Genomic DNA, 15,886 nt, shown 5'->3' on the forward strand with positions numbered 1-15,886 from the left:
TCGCCATGGACGAGGGCCTGCGCTTCGCCATCCGCGAAGGCGGCCGTACCGTCGGCGCCGGCGTCGTTGCCAAGATCGTCGAGTGATGCTATAAGCCTGCCTCCCCCGCCGGGCTTCGGTTCGGCGGGGGAGTTCTGTCTGGCTAAAGAGTACGGTTGGGCTTCCGGAAAGCCGTTCTAAAAAGTTATTCCGAAAGTCAGGTCGAAAGGCCTTGACACCGCCGCCGAAAGAATGCTTTAAGCGGCGTCCCACGCCGAAAGGTGTGGCCGGACGGAGATAGGAGTGTAGCTCAATTGGTAGAGCACCGGTCTCCAAAACCGGGGGTTGGGGGTTCGAGCCCCTCCACTCCTGCCATCCCGTCCCAATAACGGTTTAGGGTAAAAGCGGCGCCCTTACAGTCGCTCCGGAGCTCGCACGGTTCGCACGATGGCTAAAGTCAATCCCGCAGAATTCGCGCGCGAGGTCCGCCGCGAGGTAGCCAGGGTCACCTGGCCGACCCGCAAGGAAACCGGCATCACGACCGCCATGGTGTTCGTCATGGTCGTGCTCGCCGCCCTGTTCTTCCTCGTCGTCGATCAGGTGCTGGCGGTTGCCGTTCGCTTGATCCTTGGGCTGGGAGGCTAAGACATGGCAGCGCGCTGGTACGTCGTTCACGTCTATTCGGGTTTCGAAAAGAAGGTCGCCCAGGCCATCCGCGAAAAAGCGGCTCAGAAGGGTCTGGAAGACAAGTTCGAGGAAATCCTGGTCCCGACCGAAGAAGTGGTCGAAGTGCGCCGGGGTTCCAAGATCAACACCGAACGCAAGTTCTTCCCTGGCTATGTCCTCGTCAAGATGGACCTGACCGACGAATCCTGGTCGCTGGTGAAGAACACGCCGAAGGTTACGGACTTCCTAGGCGGTGGCGGCAAGCCGCAGCCGATTTCCCAGCGGGAGGCCGAACGGATCATCCATCAGGTGCAGGAAGGCTTTGAGCGCCCCAAGCCCTCGATCACCTTCGAGGTGGGCGAGCAGGTGCGAGTGAGCGACGGTCCCTTCACCTCGTTCAATGGCGTCGTCGAGGAAGTCGACGAAGAGAAGTCCCGTCTCAAGGTGGCGGTGTCGATCTTCGGCCGCTCCACGCCGGTCGAACTGGAATACACGCAGGTCGAAAAGATCTAAGCGCAAGGTTCCACAGTTTTTCGTGTCGGAGCTGCCGGTGCTTGCATCGGTGGCTCCATTCTGTTGCGGGAGGCTCGCCATGGCCGAACCGCAAAACCCCGCGACGCCGCGCCGGACCATCCGGTCATAGGCGTGAGGCGTCGTCCCAGGAGGTTGTGAGATGGCGAAGAAAATCGTCGGTTACATCAAGCTGCAGGTTCCGGCCGGCAAGGCGAACCCGTCGCCGCCCATCGGCCCGGCGCTCGGTCAGCGCGGCCTGAACATCATGGAGTTCTGCAAGGCGTTCAACGCCAAGACGGCGGACCTGGAAGTCGGCATGCCGATTCCCGTGGTCATCACCGCCTACGGCGACCGCACCTTCACCTTCGTGACCAAGACCCCGCCGGTCAGCTACTTCCTCAAGAAGGCTTCGGGCAAGGACAAGGGCTCGACGACCCCCGGCAAGGGCGGTTTCGTCGGCCAGGTCACGACCTCGCAGATCCGCGAGATCGCCCAGAAGAAGATGGTCGACCTGAACGCGCACGACGTCGAAGCCGCCGCGACCATGATCGCCGGTTCCGCCCGCTCGATGGGCCTCGAAGTGGTGGAGGGCTGATCCTATGGCGAAGCTGGGCAAGCGTCTGACCGACGCCTACAAGAGCGTCAACCGCGACAACTTCTACTCGCTGGAAGAGGCCGTCACCCTGGTGAAGGGTGCCGCCAAGGCCAAGTTCGACGAGACCATCGAAATCGCGATGAACCTTGGCATCGATCCGCGCCACGCCGACCAGATGGTCCGCGGCGTCGTGAACCTGCCGAACGGCACCGGCAAGACCGTCCGCGTGGCGGTGTTCGCCCGCGGCGCCAAGGTCGATGAGGCTCTGGCCGCCGGCGCCGACGTGGTCGGCGGCGACGATCTCGCCGAACAGATCCTGGCCGGCAACATCAACTTCGACCGCTGCATCGCCTCGCCCGACATGATGGGCGTGGTCGGCAAGCTCGGTAAGGTGCTCGGCCCGCGCGGCCTGATGCCGAACCCGAAGCTGGGCACCGTGACCCCCGATGTGGCCGGCGCCGTCAAGGCCGCCAAGGCCGGCGCGGTGGAGTTCCGTGCGGAGAAGACCGGTATCGTCCACGCCGGCGTCGGCAAGGTCAGCTTCTCGGAAGAGGCGCTGGTCCAGAACATCCGCGCCTTCGTCGATGCCATCACCCGTGCCAAGCCGACCGGCGCCAAGGGCCAGTACCTGCTGAAGGTCTCGCTCTCGTCGACGATGGGCCCGGGCCTGAAGCTCGATCTCACCAGCGTGTCGGCTGCGGCCGGCGCCGCGGCGTAATCGACCGTCTTTCGCCGCCGGTGCCTTCGGGTACCGGTGACGACCGGGTGGATGATCCAAGGGGGCTTGCCTCTGCGGAACGCCCACCCACCCCTGTCCGAGACCGCAGGTGTCCGCCCCTTCTCCTGAAGGTGAGGGCTTAAAATTCACCGGCGCAGACAGGAGTTGAACCCGTTGACCATTCCGGATCCCGTCAAGGCGGGACCACCGGATCAGGAACGGCTTGAACTTCTGGGACAGGTTCGCCGGACCTCCGGCCCGCAAGGGCAGGGGGTTCATGTAAACCTCTGTGCAAGGAGGCGATCCGTGGATCGTACACAAAAAGAAGCGACGATCGCGGCTCTGCAATCGAAGCTCCAGGACACGGGCCTGGTGGTGGTCACCCACCATCTGGGCCTGACGGTGAAGGAAGTCACCGACCTGCGTGCGAAGGTTCGGGCTGCTGGCGCCAGCTTCAAAGTGACGAAGAACCGGCTCGCCCGTCGTTCCCTTCAGGGGACGCAGTTCGAAGGTCTGGACGGTCTCTTCAAGGGACCGACGGCGATCGCCTTCTCGAAGGATCCCGTTGCGGCTGCCAAGGTGGTGGCCGACTACGCGAAGACCAACGAGAAGCTCAAGATCGTCGGCGCCAGCCTCGGCACCCAGATTCTGGACGCGGAGGGGGTCAAGGCCCTCGCCTCGCTCCCGTCGCTGGACGAACTGCGTGGCCGCCTCGTGGGCATGATCCAGACCCCGGCGACCCGTATCGCCGGTGTTCTCCAGGCTCCGGGTGGCCAGGTCGCCCGCGTGCTTGCCGCCTACGCGAAGAAGGACGACGAGGCAGCCTGAGCTGGCCCGCAAGGCCGGCTCGACTCACTCGTTTTTTTCCATCCCCAGAACTCAAGTCGTTTGGAGTAGTAACATGGCTGATCTGCAGAAGCTCGTCGACGATCTGTCGGCCCTGACCGTCCTGGAAGCCGCCGAGCTGTCGAAGCTCCTCGAAGAGAAGTGGGGCGTCTCCGCCGCCGCTCCGGTGGCCGTTGCCGCCGCTGGCCCGGCCGCTGCCGCTGCCGCTCCGGCCGAAGAGCAGACCGAGTTCACGGTGATCCTCGCCGATGCCGGCGACAAGAAGATCAACGTGATTAAGGAAGTCCGTGCGATCACCGGCCTGGGCCTGAAGGAAGCCAAGGACCTGGTCGAGGGCGCTCCGAAGCCGGTCAAGGAAGGCGCCACGAAGGACGAGGCCGCCAAGATCAAGAAGCAGCTTGAAGAGGCCGGCGCCAAGGTCGATATTAAGTAAGACCTTGTTGCGTTACGGATCATACAGTTCCACGCCGGACGGCGGTCGGTTCCCCAGGGAACCTGCCGCCGCACGGCGTTTTCTGCCTTCCGCCGGACCGGGCTTGCCCGGCCCGGCTCTTTCCGTCCCCATCATGGGGATGGCCCGCGCGGGCGCCCTCGGGACCGGTCGACACCAGTCGGCTTGATTCTGCGGTCGGTTGAACGGTCGGTATAACGCGCATCACGTACAGACGTTTGGGGACATCCATGGCCAAATCCTTTACGGGTCGTAAACGTGTTCGGAAGAGCTTCGGGCGCATCCCGGAAGTCACCCAGATGCCCAACCTCATCGAGGTGCAGCGCAGCTCCTACGACCACTTCTTGCAAATGGACATCGCCCCGGAAAAGCGGGCGAACCTGGGCCTGCAGGAAGTGTTCAAGTCGGTCTTCCCGATCAAGGACTTCTCCGACCGCGCGGTGCTGGATTTCGTCAAGTACGAGCTTGAGCAGCCGAAGTACGACGTCGAGGAGTGCCAGCAGCGTGGCATGACCTTCGCCGCCCCGCTGAAGGTGACCCTGCGCCTGTCCGTGTTCGACGTCGAGGAGGACACCGGCCTCCGTTCGATCCGCGACATCAAGGAGCAGGACGTCTACATGGGCGACATGCCCCTGATGACGGCCAACGGCACCTTCGTCATCAACGGCACTGAACGCGTCATCGTCTCGCAGATGCACCGCTCGCCGGGCGTCTTCTTCGACCATGACAAGGGCAAGACCCACGCGTCGGGCAAGTATCTGTTCGCCGCCCGCGTCATCCCCTATCGTGGCTCCTGGCTCGACTTCGAGTTCGACGCCAAGGATCTCGTCTACGTCCGCATCGACCGCCGCCGCAAGCTGCCGGCCACCACGCTGCTGTTCGCTCTGGACGGCGCGGAGACCGAGGCGCTGCGTGCCGAGCGCAAGGCCAACCGCAAGGACCTGCTGCCCTACGAGGCGCAGGGCATGGCCAAGGAAGAGATCCTCAACTACTTCTACGACACCATCACCTACACGCGCTCGGCCGGCGGTTGGAAGACCCCGTTCAGCGCCGAGCGGATGAAGGGCGTCAAGCTGATTTCGGACCTCGTGGACGCCTCCACCGGCGCCGTCGTCGCCGAGGCCGGCACCAAGATGACCCCGCGCGTCATCAAGAAGCTGGTGGAGGCCGGCCTGACCGAGCAGCAGGTCTCCACCGAGGAGCTGACCGGCCGCTACCTCGCCGTCGACATCATCAACGAGCGCACGGGCGAAGTCCTGTTCGAAGCCGGTGACGAGCTGTCGGCGAGCGACCTCGACAAGCTGGAGAAGACCGGCGTCGACGAGCTGCCGGTGCTGGCCATCGACCATCTGAACGTCGGCGCCTACATCCGCAACACCATGAATGCGGACCGCAACGCCAGCCGCGAAGATGCCCTGATCGACATCTACCGCGTCATGCGTCCGGGCGAGCCGCCGACCCTGGAATCGGCCGAGGCGCTGTTCTCGGGCCTGTTCTTCGACAGCGAGCGCTACGACCTGTCGGCCGTGGGCCGCGTGAAGATGAACGCCCGCCTGAACTTCCAGACGGACGACCAGATGCGCGTTCTCCGCAAGGAGGACATCCTGGAGATCCTGAAGGTTCTGGTGAACCTTAAGGACGGCCGCGGCGAAATCGACGACATCGACCATCTCGGCAACCGCCGCGTGCGCTCGGTCGGCGAGCTGATGGAGAACCAGTACCGCGTCGGCCTGCTGCGCATGGAACGTGCGATCCGCGAGCGCATGAGCTCGGTCGAGATCGACACGGTGATGCCGCACGACCTCATCAACGCGAAGCCGGCGGCCGCCGCCGTGCGCGAGTTCTTCGGCTCGTCGCAGCTGTCGCAGTTCATGGACCAGACCAACCCGCTGTCCGAGATCACGCACAAGCGTCGTCTCTCGGCGCTGGGCCCGGGCGGTCTGACCCGCGAGCGCGCCGGCTTCGAGGTGCGCGACGTGCACCCGACGCACTACGGCCGCATCTGCCCGATTGAGACGCCGGAAGGTCCGAACATCGGTCTGATCAACTCGCTGGCGACCTACGCCCGCGTGAACCAGTACGGCTTCATCGAGAGCCCCTACCGCAAGGTCATCGACGGCAAGGTCACCAACGAGGTGGTCTATCTGTCGGCGATGGAGGAGGGCCGCTACGTCGTTGCCCAGGCGAACGCCGAGCTGAACCCGGACAACAGCTTCGCCGCCGATCTGGTGTCCTGCCGCCAGGGCGGTGAATACCTGATGTTCCGGCCCGAGGCGATCGACCTGATCGACGTGTCGCCGAAGCAGCTGGTGTCCGTCGCCGCGGCGCTGATCCCGTTCCTTGAGAACGACGACGCCAACCGCGCGCTGATGGGCTCGAACATGCAGCGTCAGGCGGTGCCGCTGGTGAAGGCCGACGCGCCGCTGGTCGGCACGGGCATGGAGGCGACCGTCGCCCGCGACAGCGGCGTGACCATCGTCGCCAAGCGTTCGGGCATCGTCGACCAGGTCGACGCCACCCGCATCGTCGTCCGCGCCACCGACAGCTCGGACAGCACGGCGCCGGGCGTCGACATCTACAATCTGCTGAAGTTCCAGCGTTCCAACCAGAACACCTGCATCACCCAGCGTCCGCTGGTGAAGGTCGGTGACCGGGTGAACGCCGGCGACATCGTGGCCGACGGCCCGTCGACCGACCTGGGCGAGCTGGCGCTCGGCCGGAACGTGCTCGTCGCGTTCATGCCGTGGAACGGCTACAACTTCGAGGACTCGATCCTCATCAACGAGCGCATCGTCAAGGACGACGTCTTCACCTCGATCCACATCGAGGAGTTCGAGGTCATGGCCCGCGACACCAAGCTGGGCCAGGAGGAAATCACCCGCGATATTCCGAACGTGGGTGAGGAAGCTCTGAAGAACCTCGACGAGGCCGGCATCGTCTACATCGGCGCCGAAGTCCGTCCGGGCGACATTCTGGTCGGCAAGGTGACGCCGAAGGGCGAAAGCCCGATGACTCCGGAAGAGAAGCTGCTGCGCGCCATCTTCGGCGAGAAGGCTTCGGATGTCCGCGACACCTCGCTGCGCCTGCCGCCGGGCGTCGTCGGCACCATCGTCGAGGTCCGTGTGTTCAGCCGCCGCGGCGTCGACAAGGACGAGCGCGCGCTCGCCATCGAACGCGCCGAGATCGAGAAGTTGGCCAAGGACCGCGACGACGAGCGCGGTATCCTGGAGCGCAGCTTCTACACCCGCCTGAAGGAAGTGCTGCTCGGCCAGACCGCACAGTCCGGCCCGAAGGGCATGAAGGGTGGCACGGTCCTGACCGAGGAGGTTTTGGCCGGCCTGTCGAAGGGCCTGTGGCGCCAGATCGCCATCGCCGATGAGCAGGTGATGGAGACCGTCGAGAACCTGGCCAAGGTGTTCGACGACTCGATCAAGGCCCTGCAGGACCGCTTCGAGAACAAGGTCGACAAGCTGCAGCGCGGTGACGAACTGCCGCCGGGCGTCATGAAGATGGTCAAGGTCTTCGTCGCGGTGAAGCGCAAGCTGCAGCCGGGCGACAAGATGGCCGGCCGTCACGGCAACAAGGGTGTCGTCTCGCGCATCATCCCGCAGGAGGACATGCCGTACCTCGAGGACGGCACCCCGGTCGATCTGGTGCTGAACCCGCTGGGCGTGCCGTCGCGCATGAACGTCGGTCAGATCCTGGAAACCCACCTCGGTTGGGCGGCCTCGGGTCTCGGCAAGCAGATCGGCCGAGCGGTCGACCAGTACCGTCTGGCGATCCGCCAGAAGGCCGAAGGCGCTCCCCAGCTGGAGGCCCTGCGCAGCACGCTGAAGTCGGCGTACGGCGAGGTGACCTACAACGAGGACATCGCCGACATGACCGACGGCGAGCTGCTGGAGCTGGGCGGCAACCTGCGCAAGGGCGTGCCCTTTGCGACGCCGGTCTTCGACGGCGCCCGCGAGGAGGACATCTGCGTCCATCTGGAACGTGCCGGTTTCGACCGGTCGGGCCAGTCGACGTTGGTCGACGGTCGTACCGGCGAGACCTTCGATCGCAAGGTCACCGTCGGCTACATCTACATGCTGAAGCTGCACCATCTGGTGGACGACAAGATCCACGCCCGGTCGATCGGCCCCTACTCGCTGGTCACGCAGCAGCCGCTGGGCGGCAAGGCCCAGTTCGGTGGTCAGCGCTTCGGTGAGATGGAGGTCTGGGCGCTCGAAGCCTACGGTGCCGCCTACACGCTGCAGGAAATGCTGACGGTGAAGTCGGACGACGTGTCCGGCCGCACCAAGGTCTACGAGGCCATCGTCCGCGGCGACGACAACTTCGAGGCCGGCATTCCGGAGTCGTTCAACGTGCTGGTCAAGGAGCTGCGCTCGCTCGGCCTGAACGTCGAACTGAACCAGCGGTCCTACTGAGCCGATTTGACGTGACCAAACCCCGGAACGGTGCGAGCACCGCTCCGGGGTCATGCACTGCCCTTAACCGACAACGCGGCGATGCCAGCGGGAGACGGTCATGAATGAGTTGATGAACATTTTCGGCCAGGTCCAGGGGCCGCAGAGCTTCGATCAGATCCGCATCCAGATCGCGAGCCCCGAGCGGATCCGGTCCTGGTCCTACGGCGAGATCAAGAAGCCGGAAACCATCAACTATCGCACCTTCAAGCCGGAGCGCGACGGCCTGTTCTGCGCCCGCATCTTCGGCCCGATCAAGGACTACGAGTGCTTGTGCGGCAAGTACAAGCGCATGAAGTATCGCGGCATCATCTGCGAGAAGTGCGGCGTCGAGGTCACGCTGTCGAAGGTCCGGCGCGAGCGCATGGGCCATATCGAACTGGCGTCGCCCGTTGCGCACATCTGGTTCCTGAAGTCGCTGCCGAGCCGTATCGGTCTGCTGCTCGACATGACGCTCAAGGATCTGGAGCGCATCCTTTATTTCGAAAACTACGTCGTCATCGAGCCGGGCCTCACCCCGCTGAAGCTGCATTCGCTGCTGAACGAGGAAGAGTACCTGAACGCCCAGGACGAGTATGGCGAGGACGCCTTCACCGCGTCGATCGGTGCCGAAGCGCTGCGCATCATGCTGTCCGCGCTCGACCTTGACGAGGAGAAGAAGCGCTGCCGTGAGGATCTGCGCGACACCAACTCCGAAGCCAAGCGCAAGAAGCTGGTCAAGCGCCTGAAGCTGATCGACGCCTTCCTGGCTTCGCAGTCGCGTCCGGAGTGGATGATCCTGGAAGTCATTCCGGTGATCCCGCCCGAACTGCGTCCGCTGGTCCCGCTGGACGGCGGCCGCTTCGCCACGTCCGACCTGAACGACCTGTACCGCCGCGTCATCAACCGCAACAACCGTCTGAAGCGGCTGATCGAGCTGAAGGCGCCGGACATCATCGTCCGCAACGAGAAGCGCATGCTGCAGGAGGCCGTCGACGCTCTGTTCGACAACGGCCGCCGTGGCCGCGTCATCACCGGCGCCAACAAGCGTCCGCTGAAGTCGCTGTCGGACATGCTGAAAGGCAAGCAGGGCCGCTTCCGTCAGAACCTGCTCGGCAAGCGCGTCGACTACTCTGGCCGTTCGGTCATCGTCGTCGGTCCGGAGCTGAAGCTGCACCAGTGCGGCCTGCCGAAGAAGATGGCGTTGGAGCTGTTCAAGCCCTTCATCTACGCCAAGCTGGAGCTGTATGGTCTCGCCTCCACCATCAAGGCCGCCAAGCGGATGGTGGAAAAGGAGCGTCCCGAGGTCTGGGACATCCTGGAAGAGGTGATCCGCGAACATCCGGTGATGCTGAACCGTGCGCCGACGCTGCACCGTCTCGGCATCCAGGCGTTCGAGCCGACGTTGATCGAAGGCAAGGCGATCCAGCTGCACCCGCTGGTCTGCACCGCCTTCAATGCCGACTTCGACGGCGACCAGATGGCCGTGCACGTGCCCCTGAGCCTTGAGGCCCAGCTGGAAGCGCGCGTCCTGATGATGTCGACCAACAACATCCTGTCGCCCGCCAACGGCAAGCCGATCATCGTGCCGTCGCAGGACATCGTCCTCGGCATCTACTACATCTCCATGGATCGCCCGAGCGAGAAGGGCGAGGGCATGGTGTTCGCCAATGTCTCGGAAATCGAGCAGGCGCTGAACGCCAAGGTCCTGTCGATCCATGCGAAGATCAAGGCGCGCTACGTCGGCGTCGACGACGAGGGCAACGAGCTGATCAGCATCGTCGAGACGACGCCGGGCCGCATGCTCCTGTCGGAGCTGCTGCCGCGTCACCCGAAGGTGCCGTTCTCGCTGATCAACCGCGTCCTGACCAAGAAGGACGTCGGCAACGTCATCGACGCCGTCTACCGCCATTGCGGTCAGAAGGAGACGGTGATCTTCGCCGATCGCTTGATGAAGCTCGGTTTCGGCCACGCCTGTCGCGCCGGCATCTCCTTCGGCAAGGACGACATGGTCATCCCCGCCGCCAAGGAGAAGCTGGTCAACGAGTCGAAGGAGCGGGTGAAGGAGTTCGAGCAGCAGTATCTCGACGGCCTGATCACCCAGGGCGAGAAGTACAACAAGGTCGTCGACGTCTGGTCGGAATGCACCGAAAAGGTCGCTTCCGAGATGATGAAGGCGATCTCGACCACCGAGGCCGGCAAGCCGGTCAACTCGGTGTACATGATGGCCCACTCCGGTGCGCGTGGTTCCGCCGCGCAGATCCGTCAGCTGGCCGGCATGCGCGGCCTGATGGCCAAGCCGTCGGGCGAGATCATCGAGACGCCGATCATCTCGAACTTCAAGGAAGGCCTGACCGTGCTGGAGTACTTCAACTCCACCCACGGCGCCCGCAAGGGTCTGGCCGACACCGCCTTGAAGACGGCGAACTCCGGTTACCTGACCCGCCGTCTGGTCGACGTGGCGCAGGACGCCATCATCGTCGAGCATGATTGCGGCACCGAGCGCGGCATCACCGTCAAGGCGGTGATCGACGGCGGTGAAGTCATCAGCCCGCTGGGCGACCGCATCCTCGGCCGTACCGTGGTCGGCGCGGTGATCGACCCGCTGAACGGCGAGCTGATCGTCGAGGACGGCGGCCTGATCGACGAACCGACGGTCGATCGCATCGAGCGGTCGGGCATCGACTCGGTCAAGATCCGCTCGGTCCTGACCTGCGAGACCCGCGACGGGGTCTGCGCCAAGTGCTACGGCCGTGATCTGGCCCGCGGCACGCTGGTCAACACCGGCGAAGCGGTGGGCGTCATCGCGGCGCAGTCGATCGGCGAGCCGGGCACCCAGCTGACGATGCGTACCTTCCACATCGGTGGTGCGGCGCAGCGCGGTGCGGAGCAGAGCCAGATCGAGGCGGCGTTCGAAGCGACGGTGCGGATCAACAACCGCAACGTCGTCATGAACTCCTCGGGCATCCCGGTCGTCATGGGCCGCAGCACCGAAGTGATCCTGCTCGACGAGCAGGGCCGCGAGCGGGCGCGTCACCGCGTGCCGTACGGTGCCAAGCTGCTGGCGGACGAGGGTGTGAAGGTTGAGCGAGGCGCCAAGCTGGCCGAGTGGGACCCCTACACCCTGCCGATCATCACCGAGCGCGCCGGTACCGCCCGCTATATCGACCTCGTGGAGGGCATCTCCATGCGCGAGGTGATGGACGAGGCGACGGGCATCAGCTCCAAAGTGGTCGTCGACTGGCGCCAGCAGCCGCGCGGTGCCGATCTGAAGCCGCGCATCGCGCTGGTGGACGAGCGGGGCGAGCTGATCACCCTGCCGAACGGCCTGGAAGCCCGCTACTTCATGTCGGTGGACGCCATCCTGTCGGTGGAGAACGGTGCCGAGGTGCGGGCCGGTGACGTGCTGGCGCGTATCCCGCGCGAGTCGTCCAAGACCCGCGACATCACCGGTGGTCTGCCGCGCGTGGCCGAGCTGTTCGAGGCGCGTCGTCCGAAGGACTTCGCCATCATCTCGGAGATGAGCGGCCGTGTCGAATTCGGTAAGGATTACAAGACCAAGCGCCGCATCGTCGTCCGCAACGACGAGACCGGCGACGAGAAGGAGTATCTGATCCCGAAGGGCAAGCACATCTCCGTGCAGGAAGGCGATTACGTCGAGCGCGGCGATCTGCTGATGGACGGCAACCCGGTGCCGCACGACATCCTGGCGGTTATGGGTGTGGAGGCCTTGGCCGACTACCTGATCAACGAGATCCAGGACGTCTATCGACTGCAGGGCGTGAAGATCAACGACAAGCACATCGAGGTGATCGTTCGCCAGATGCTGCAGAAGGTCGAGATCACCGACGCCGGCGAGACCACCTTCCTGGTGGGCGAGCAGGTCGACCGTCAGGAGTTCGACGAGGAGAACGAGAAGACTGTGGCGGAAGGCTTGCAGCCTGCCCACGGCCACCCGGTTCTCCAGGGCATCACCAAGGCCAGCCTGCAGACGCGGTCCTTCATCTCGGCCGCGTCGTTCCAGGAAACCACCCGCGTCCTCACGGAAGCGGCCGTCGGCGGCAAGGTCGACAACCTGGAAGGCCTGAAGGAGAACGTCATCGTTGGCCGCCTGATCCCTGCCGGCACGGGCTCCGTGGTGAACCGCCTGAAGTTGATCGCCGCCGAGCGTGACCGCGAAGCGGCCCTGGAAGCCGGCGCGCCGGAGGAAACTCCGGCCCTGCCGACTCCGGGCGAGGAAAGCTCCGCGGCCTGATCTGTCGGGCTGATCGAGTAGGGAGGGGGCGCGTTCCGCAAGGGACGCGCCCCTTTTCTTTCGGCGCGCCGGTCGTCACGACGTGCGTTCCGAAGGCGCAAGACCGTCCTTGACTCTCCGTTGGCCTTTCCCTAAAGTCCGCGAACTTCAAAGGACACCGGGGCTCTCCGTGTGTCCGCTTGAATCCACCGATCCCGCCGATCGGAGTCCTCCGATCGGCTTTCGCTCATTCAGCCCGCTCGGAACGGCAACGTTTCGCAGGCGGGCTTTTGCTTCGTCCGGCTCGTCCGGCCGAGTGATCTTGAAGGGATGAAGGGCAGATATGCCGACGATCAACCAGTTGATCCGTAAGCCGCGCGAGCCGTTGGCCGCGCGCAACAAGGTTCCCGCGATGGAGGCTTGCCCGCAGAAGCGTGGCGTCTGCACTCGCGTTTACACCACCACCCCGAAGAAGCCGAACTCGGCGCTCCGTAAGGTCGCCCGCGTTCGTCTGACGAACGGCTTCGAGGTGACGAGCTACATCCCTGGTGAGGGCCACAACCTCCAGGAACACTCGGTGGTCATGATCCGCGGCGGTCGTGTGAAGGATCTTCCCGGCGTTCGCTACCACATCATTCGCGGCACGCTGGATACCCAGGGCGTCAAGGATCGTAAGCAGCGTCGTTCGAAGTACGGCGCGAAGCGTCCGAAGTAAGGAGAACTCACGATGTCCCGTCGTCATCGCGCCGAGAAGCGTGAAGTCCTGCCGGACGCCAAGTACGGCGACCGCGTCCTGACGAAGTTCATGAACTGCCTGATGCTGGACGGCAAGAAGTCGGCCGCCGAAGGCATCGTCTACGGTGCGCTGGGCCGTATCGAGGTCAAGACCAAGAACGACCCCGTTCAGGTCTTCCACGATGCCCTCGCCAACGTGAAGCCGCACCTGGAAGTCCGCTCGCGCCGCGTCGGTGGTGCGACCTATCAGGTTCCGGTCGAGGTCCGTTCGGACCGCGCCCAGGCTCTCGCCATCCGTTGGCTGATCAGCGCCGCCCGCGCCCGCTCGGAAAACACCATGACCGAGCGTCTGTCGGGTGAGTTGCTCGATGCAGCCAGCCAGCGCGGCACCGCCGTGAAGAAGCGCGAAGATACGCACCGCATGGCGGAAGCCAACAAGGCGTTCTCGCACTACCGCTGGTAAGGTTCACGCCTGTCCTGGTGATTTTGCATGCCCCGTTCGCACGCCCTCGACCGTTACCGCAACATCGGCATCATGGCTCACATTGATGCCGGCAAGACGACGACGACCGAGCGCATCCTGTTCTATACCGGCAAGTCCTATCGCATGGGCGAGGTCAATGACGGCACTGCCGTCATGGATTGGATGGAGCAGGAGCAGGAACGGGGCATCACCATCACCTCGGCGGCAACGACCTGTTTCTGGCGCGACCACCGCATCAACATTATTGACACGCCCGGCCACGTGGATTTCACCATCGAGGTCGAGCGGTCCTTGCGTGTCCTGGATGGCGCCGTTGCCATCTTCGACGCGGTTGCGGGTGTCGAGCCCCAGACCGAGACCGTGTGGCGGCAGGCCGACAAGTACGGCGTGCCGCGCATGGCCTTCGTCAATAAGATGGACCGCGTCGGCGCCGATTTCGACCGCTGTGTCGCCATGATGGCCGACCGGCTGGGCGTCAAGCCGCTGGTCCTGCAGCTTCCCATCGGCGTTGAGGCCGGCTTTTCCGGCGTCGTCGATCTGGTCGCCATGCGCGCCACGATCTGGAAGGCCGAAACGCTCGGCGCCGAGTTCGAACATACCGACATTCCCGAGACTCTGGCCAGACCGGCCGCAAGCGCCCGTCAGGCGCTGCTGGAGGCCGTGCTCGATCTCGATGAGGCGGCCATGGCCGCCTACCTGGAGCGCGGCGAGGAGCCTGCGCCCGATGCCCTGCGCGCGCTGATCCGCAAGGGGACGATCTCCAATGCCGTTGTCCCGGTGCTCTGCGGATCGGCCTTCCGCAACAAGGGCATCCAGCCGATGCTCGACGCGGTGGTCCACTATCTGCCTGCGCCGAACGACATCGGTGCGGTGACGGGACATGCCGTCGGTGGCGACCGCTCGGAGGAACGCGCGGCCAACGACAGCGCGCCGTTCTCGGGCCTCGCCTTCAAGGTGATGAACGATCCCTATGTCGGGACGCTCACCTTCTGCCGCATCTATTCCGGCACCGCGAGCGTCGGCGATTCGCTGCTCAACCCGGTGAAGGGGGAGCGCGAGAAGATCGGCCGCATGCTGTTGATGCATGCCAACAGCCGCGAGGACATCGAGCACGCCCACACCGGCGACATCGTGGCCTTCGCCGGGCTGGAGCACACTGCCACCGGCGACACGCTCTGCGACCCGGCCAAGCCCATCGTGCTGGAACGCCTTGACGTCCCGGAGCCGGTGATCGAAATCGTGGTCGAGCCGCGCACCGACGCCGATCACGAGAAGATGGCGGCGGCGCTGAATCGTTTGGGCCACGAGGATCCCTCGCTGCAGGTCTCGGTCGACCGTGAAAGCGGCCAGACCGTCATTCGCGGCATGGGCGAGCTGCATCTGGACGTCATCGTCGACCGCATGAAGCGTGAGTTTCGCGTCGATGCCGCCGTTGGGGCACCCAAGGTCGCCTATCGGGAGACCGTGCTGCGTGCGGCAGAGATCGACCATGTCCATGCGCGCCAGACCGGCGACCGCGCCCAATTCGCGCGTGTGACCCTGAAGCTGGAAGCCCTCGACCGCGGCGCAGGCTTCGTGTTCGAGAACCGTGCCGCCGGGTTGCCGCGCGAGTTCGTCGCCGGTGTGCAGAAGGGGCTGGAGGCCGCGAAGGACAGCGGCGTCGTTGCCGGTTACCCGGTGGTGGACGTCAAGGTGACCCTGACCGGCGGCGAGGCGCACGACGTCGACTCCTCGCCGCTTGCCTTCGAACTGGCGGCGCGGACCGCCTTCCGCGAGGCCATGACAAAAGCCGCTCCGGCGCTGTTGGAACCGCTGATGCGGGTCGAAATCATCACGCCGGACGACTATATGGGCGACGTCATCGGCGACCTGAACGGTCGCCGCGGACAGATCACCGGCATGGACCAGCGCGGGAACGCGCGAATCGTCACGGGACTGGTTCCCTTGGCGGCCATGTTCGGCTATGTGAACTCCCTGCGCTCCATGAGTCAGGGCCGCGCGCAGTACAGCATGCAGTTCGACCATTATGAGCCGGTGCCACAGGCCATCGCGGACGGCGTCCGCGCCAAGGTGGCCTGAAGACCGCTGGAACGATTGAGAAACGGAGAGACCACCCCATGGCGAAGGCAAAGTTCGAGCGGAACAAGCCGCACTGCAACGTTGGCACGATCGGCCACGTCGACCACGGCAAGACGTCGCTGACGGCGGCGATCACGAAGGTGC

The 15,886-nt window shown here is 64.7% G+C and carries 13 protein-coding genes and 1 tRNA gene; all 14 read left to right on the forward strand.

What is annotated here, in order from left to right:
- The coding region (locus TSH20_RS32680) for a hypothetical protein (protein WP_198677727.1) at nucleotides 1-86 on the forward strand (86 nt) is incomplete at its 5' end.
- Nucleotides 87-278: 192 nt separating this feature from the next.
- Nucleotides 279-354 (forward strand) — tRNA-Trp (locus TSH20_RS32685).
- A gap of 72 nt (nucleotides 355-426) precedes the next feature.
- Complete coding sequence (gene secE, locus TSH20_RS32690) at nucleotides 427-624, forward strand: preprotein translocase subunit SecE (protein ID WP_014246876.1); 198 nt, start codon at nucleotides 427-429, stop codon at nucleotides 622-624.
- A gap of 3 nt (nucleotides 625-627) precedes the next feature.
- Entirely contained in the window at nucleotides 628-1,158 is a 531-nt protein-coding gene (gene nusG / locus TSH20_RS32695; RefSeq protein WP_014246877.1) for a transcription termination/antitermination protein NusG, read from the forward strand.
- A 160-nt stretch (nucleotides 1,159-1,318) separates the two neighbouring features.
- Nucleotides 1,319-1,753, forward strand: a complete 435-nt coding sequence (gene rplK, locus TSH20_RS32700; RefSeq protein WP_109150179.1) for a 50S ribosomal protein L11 — start codon at nucleotides 1,319-1,321, stop codon at nucleotides 1,751-1,753.
- A gap of 4 nt (nucleotides 1,754-1,757) precedes the next feature.
- Nucleotides 1,758-2,471 carry a 50S ribosomal protein L1 gene (gene rplA, locus TSH20_RS32705; protein ID WP_109150178.1) on the forward strand — a complete coding sequence of 238 codons (714 nt, stop codon included), beginning with the start codon at nucleotides 1,758-1,760 and terminating at the stop codon, nucleotides 2,469-2,471.
- A 306-nt stretch (nucleotides 2,472-2,777) separates the two neighbouring features.
- Nucleotides 2,778-3,299, forward strand: a complete 522-nt coding sequence (rplJ, locus tag TSH20_RS32710; protein WP_012973195.1) for a 50S ribosomal protein L10 — start codon at nucleotides 2,778-2,780, stop codon at nucleotides 3,297-3,299.
- Between the two features lie 73 nt (nucleotides 3,300-3,372).
- The gene (gene rplL / locus TSH20_RS32715; protein ID WP_014246882.1) at nucleotides 3,373-3,750 is read left to right on the forward strand and encodes a 50S ribosomal protein L7/L12; all 378 of its coding nucleotides are present in this window, start codon (nucleotides 3,373-3,375) and stop codon (nucleotides 3,748-3,750) included.
- 248 nt (nucleotides 3,751-3,998) lie between these two features.
- A complete protein-coding gene (gene rpoB / locus TSH20_RS32720) occupies nucleotides 3,999-8,192 on the forward strand; it encodes a DNA-directed RNA polymerase subunit beta (RefSeq protein WP_109157588.1) in 4,194 nt (1,397 codons plus the stop codon).
- Nucleotides 8,193-8,292: 100 nt separating this feature from the next.
- A complete protein-coding gene (gene rpoC / locus TSH20_RS32725; protein WP_109157589.1) occupies nucleotides 8,293-12,465 on the forward strand; it encodes a DNA-directed RNA polymerase subunit beta' in 4,173 nt (1,390 codons plus the stop codon).
- A gap of 322 nt (nucleotides 12,466-12,787) precedes the next feature.
- Nucleotides 12,788-13,159, forward strand: coding sequence for a 30S ribosomal protein S12 (gene rpsL, locus TSH20_RS32730; RefSeq protein ID WP_012973201.1), 372 nt, complete (start codon nucleotides 12,788-12,790; stop codon nucleotides 13,157-13,159).
- Nucleotides 13,160-13,171: 12 nt separating this feature from the next.
- Nucleotides 13,172-13,642 (forward strand): 30S ribosomal protein S7, encoded by a 471-nt coding sequence (rpsG, locus tag TSH20_RS32735; RefSeq protein WP_012973202.1) that lies wholly within the window; start codon nucleotides 13,172-13,174, stop codon nucleotides 13,640-13,642.
- A 27-nt stretch (nucleotides 13,643-13,669) separates the two neighbouring features.
- On the forward strand, nucleotides 13,670-15,742 hold the full coding sequence (gene fusA / locus TSH20_RS32740; protein WP_109157590.1) for an elongation factor G: 2,073 nt from the start codon (nucleotides 13,670-13,672) through the stop codon (nucleotides 15,740-15,742).
- Nucleotides 15,743-15,780: 38 nt separating this feature from the next.
- On the forward strand, nucleotides 15,781-15,886 hold a 106-nt coding region (locus TSH20_RS32745), incomplete at its 3' end, for a GTP-binding protein (RefSeq protein WP_146207479.1).

Origin of the sequence: Azospirillum sp. TSH20 (assembly GCF_003115935.1) — a bacterium.
Lineage (GTDB): Bacteria > Pseudomonadota > Alphaproteobacteria > Azospirillales > Azospirillaceae > Azospirillum.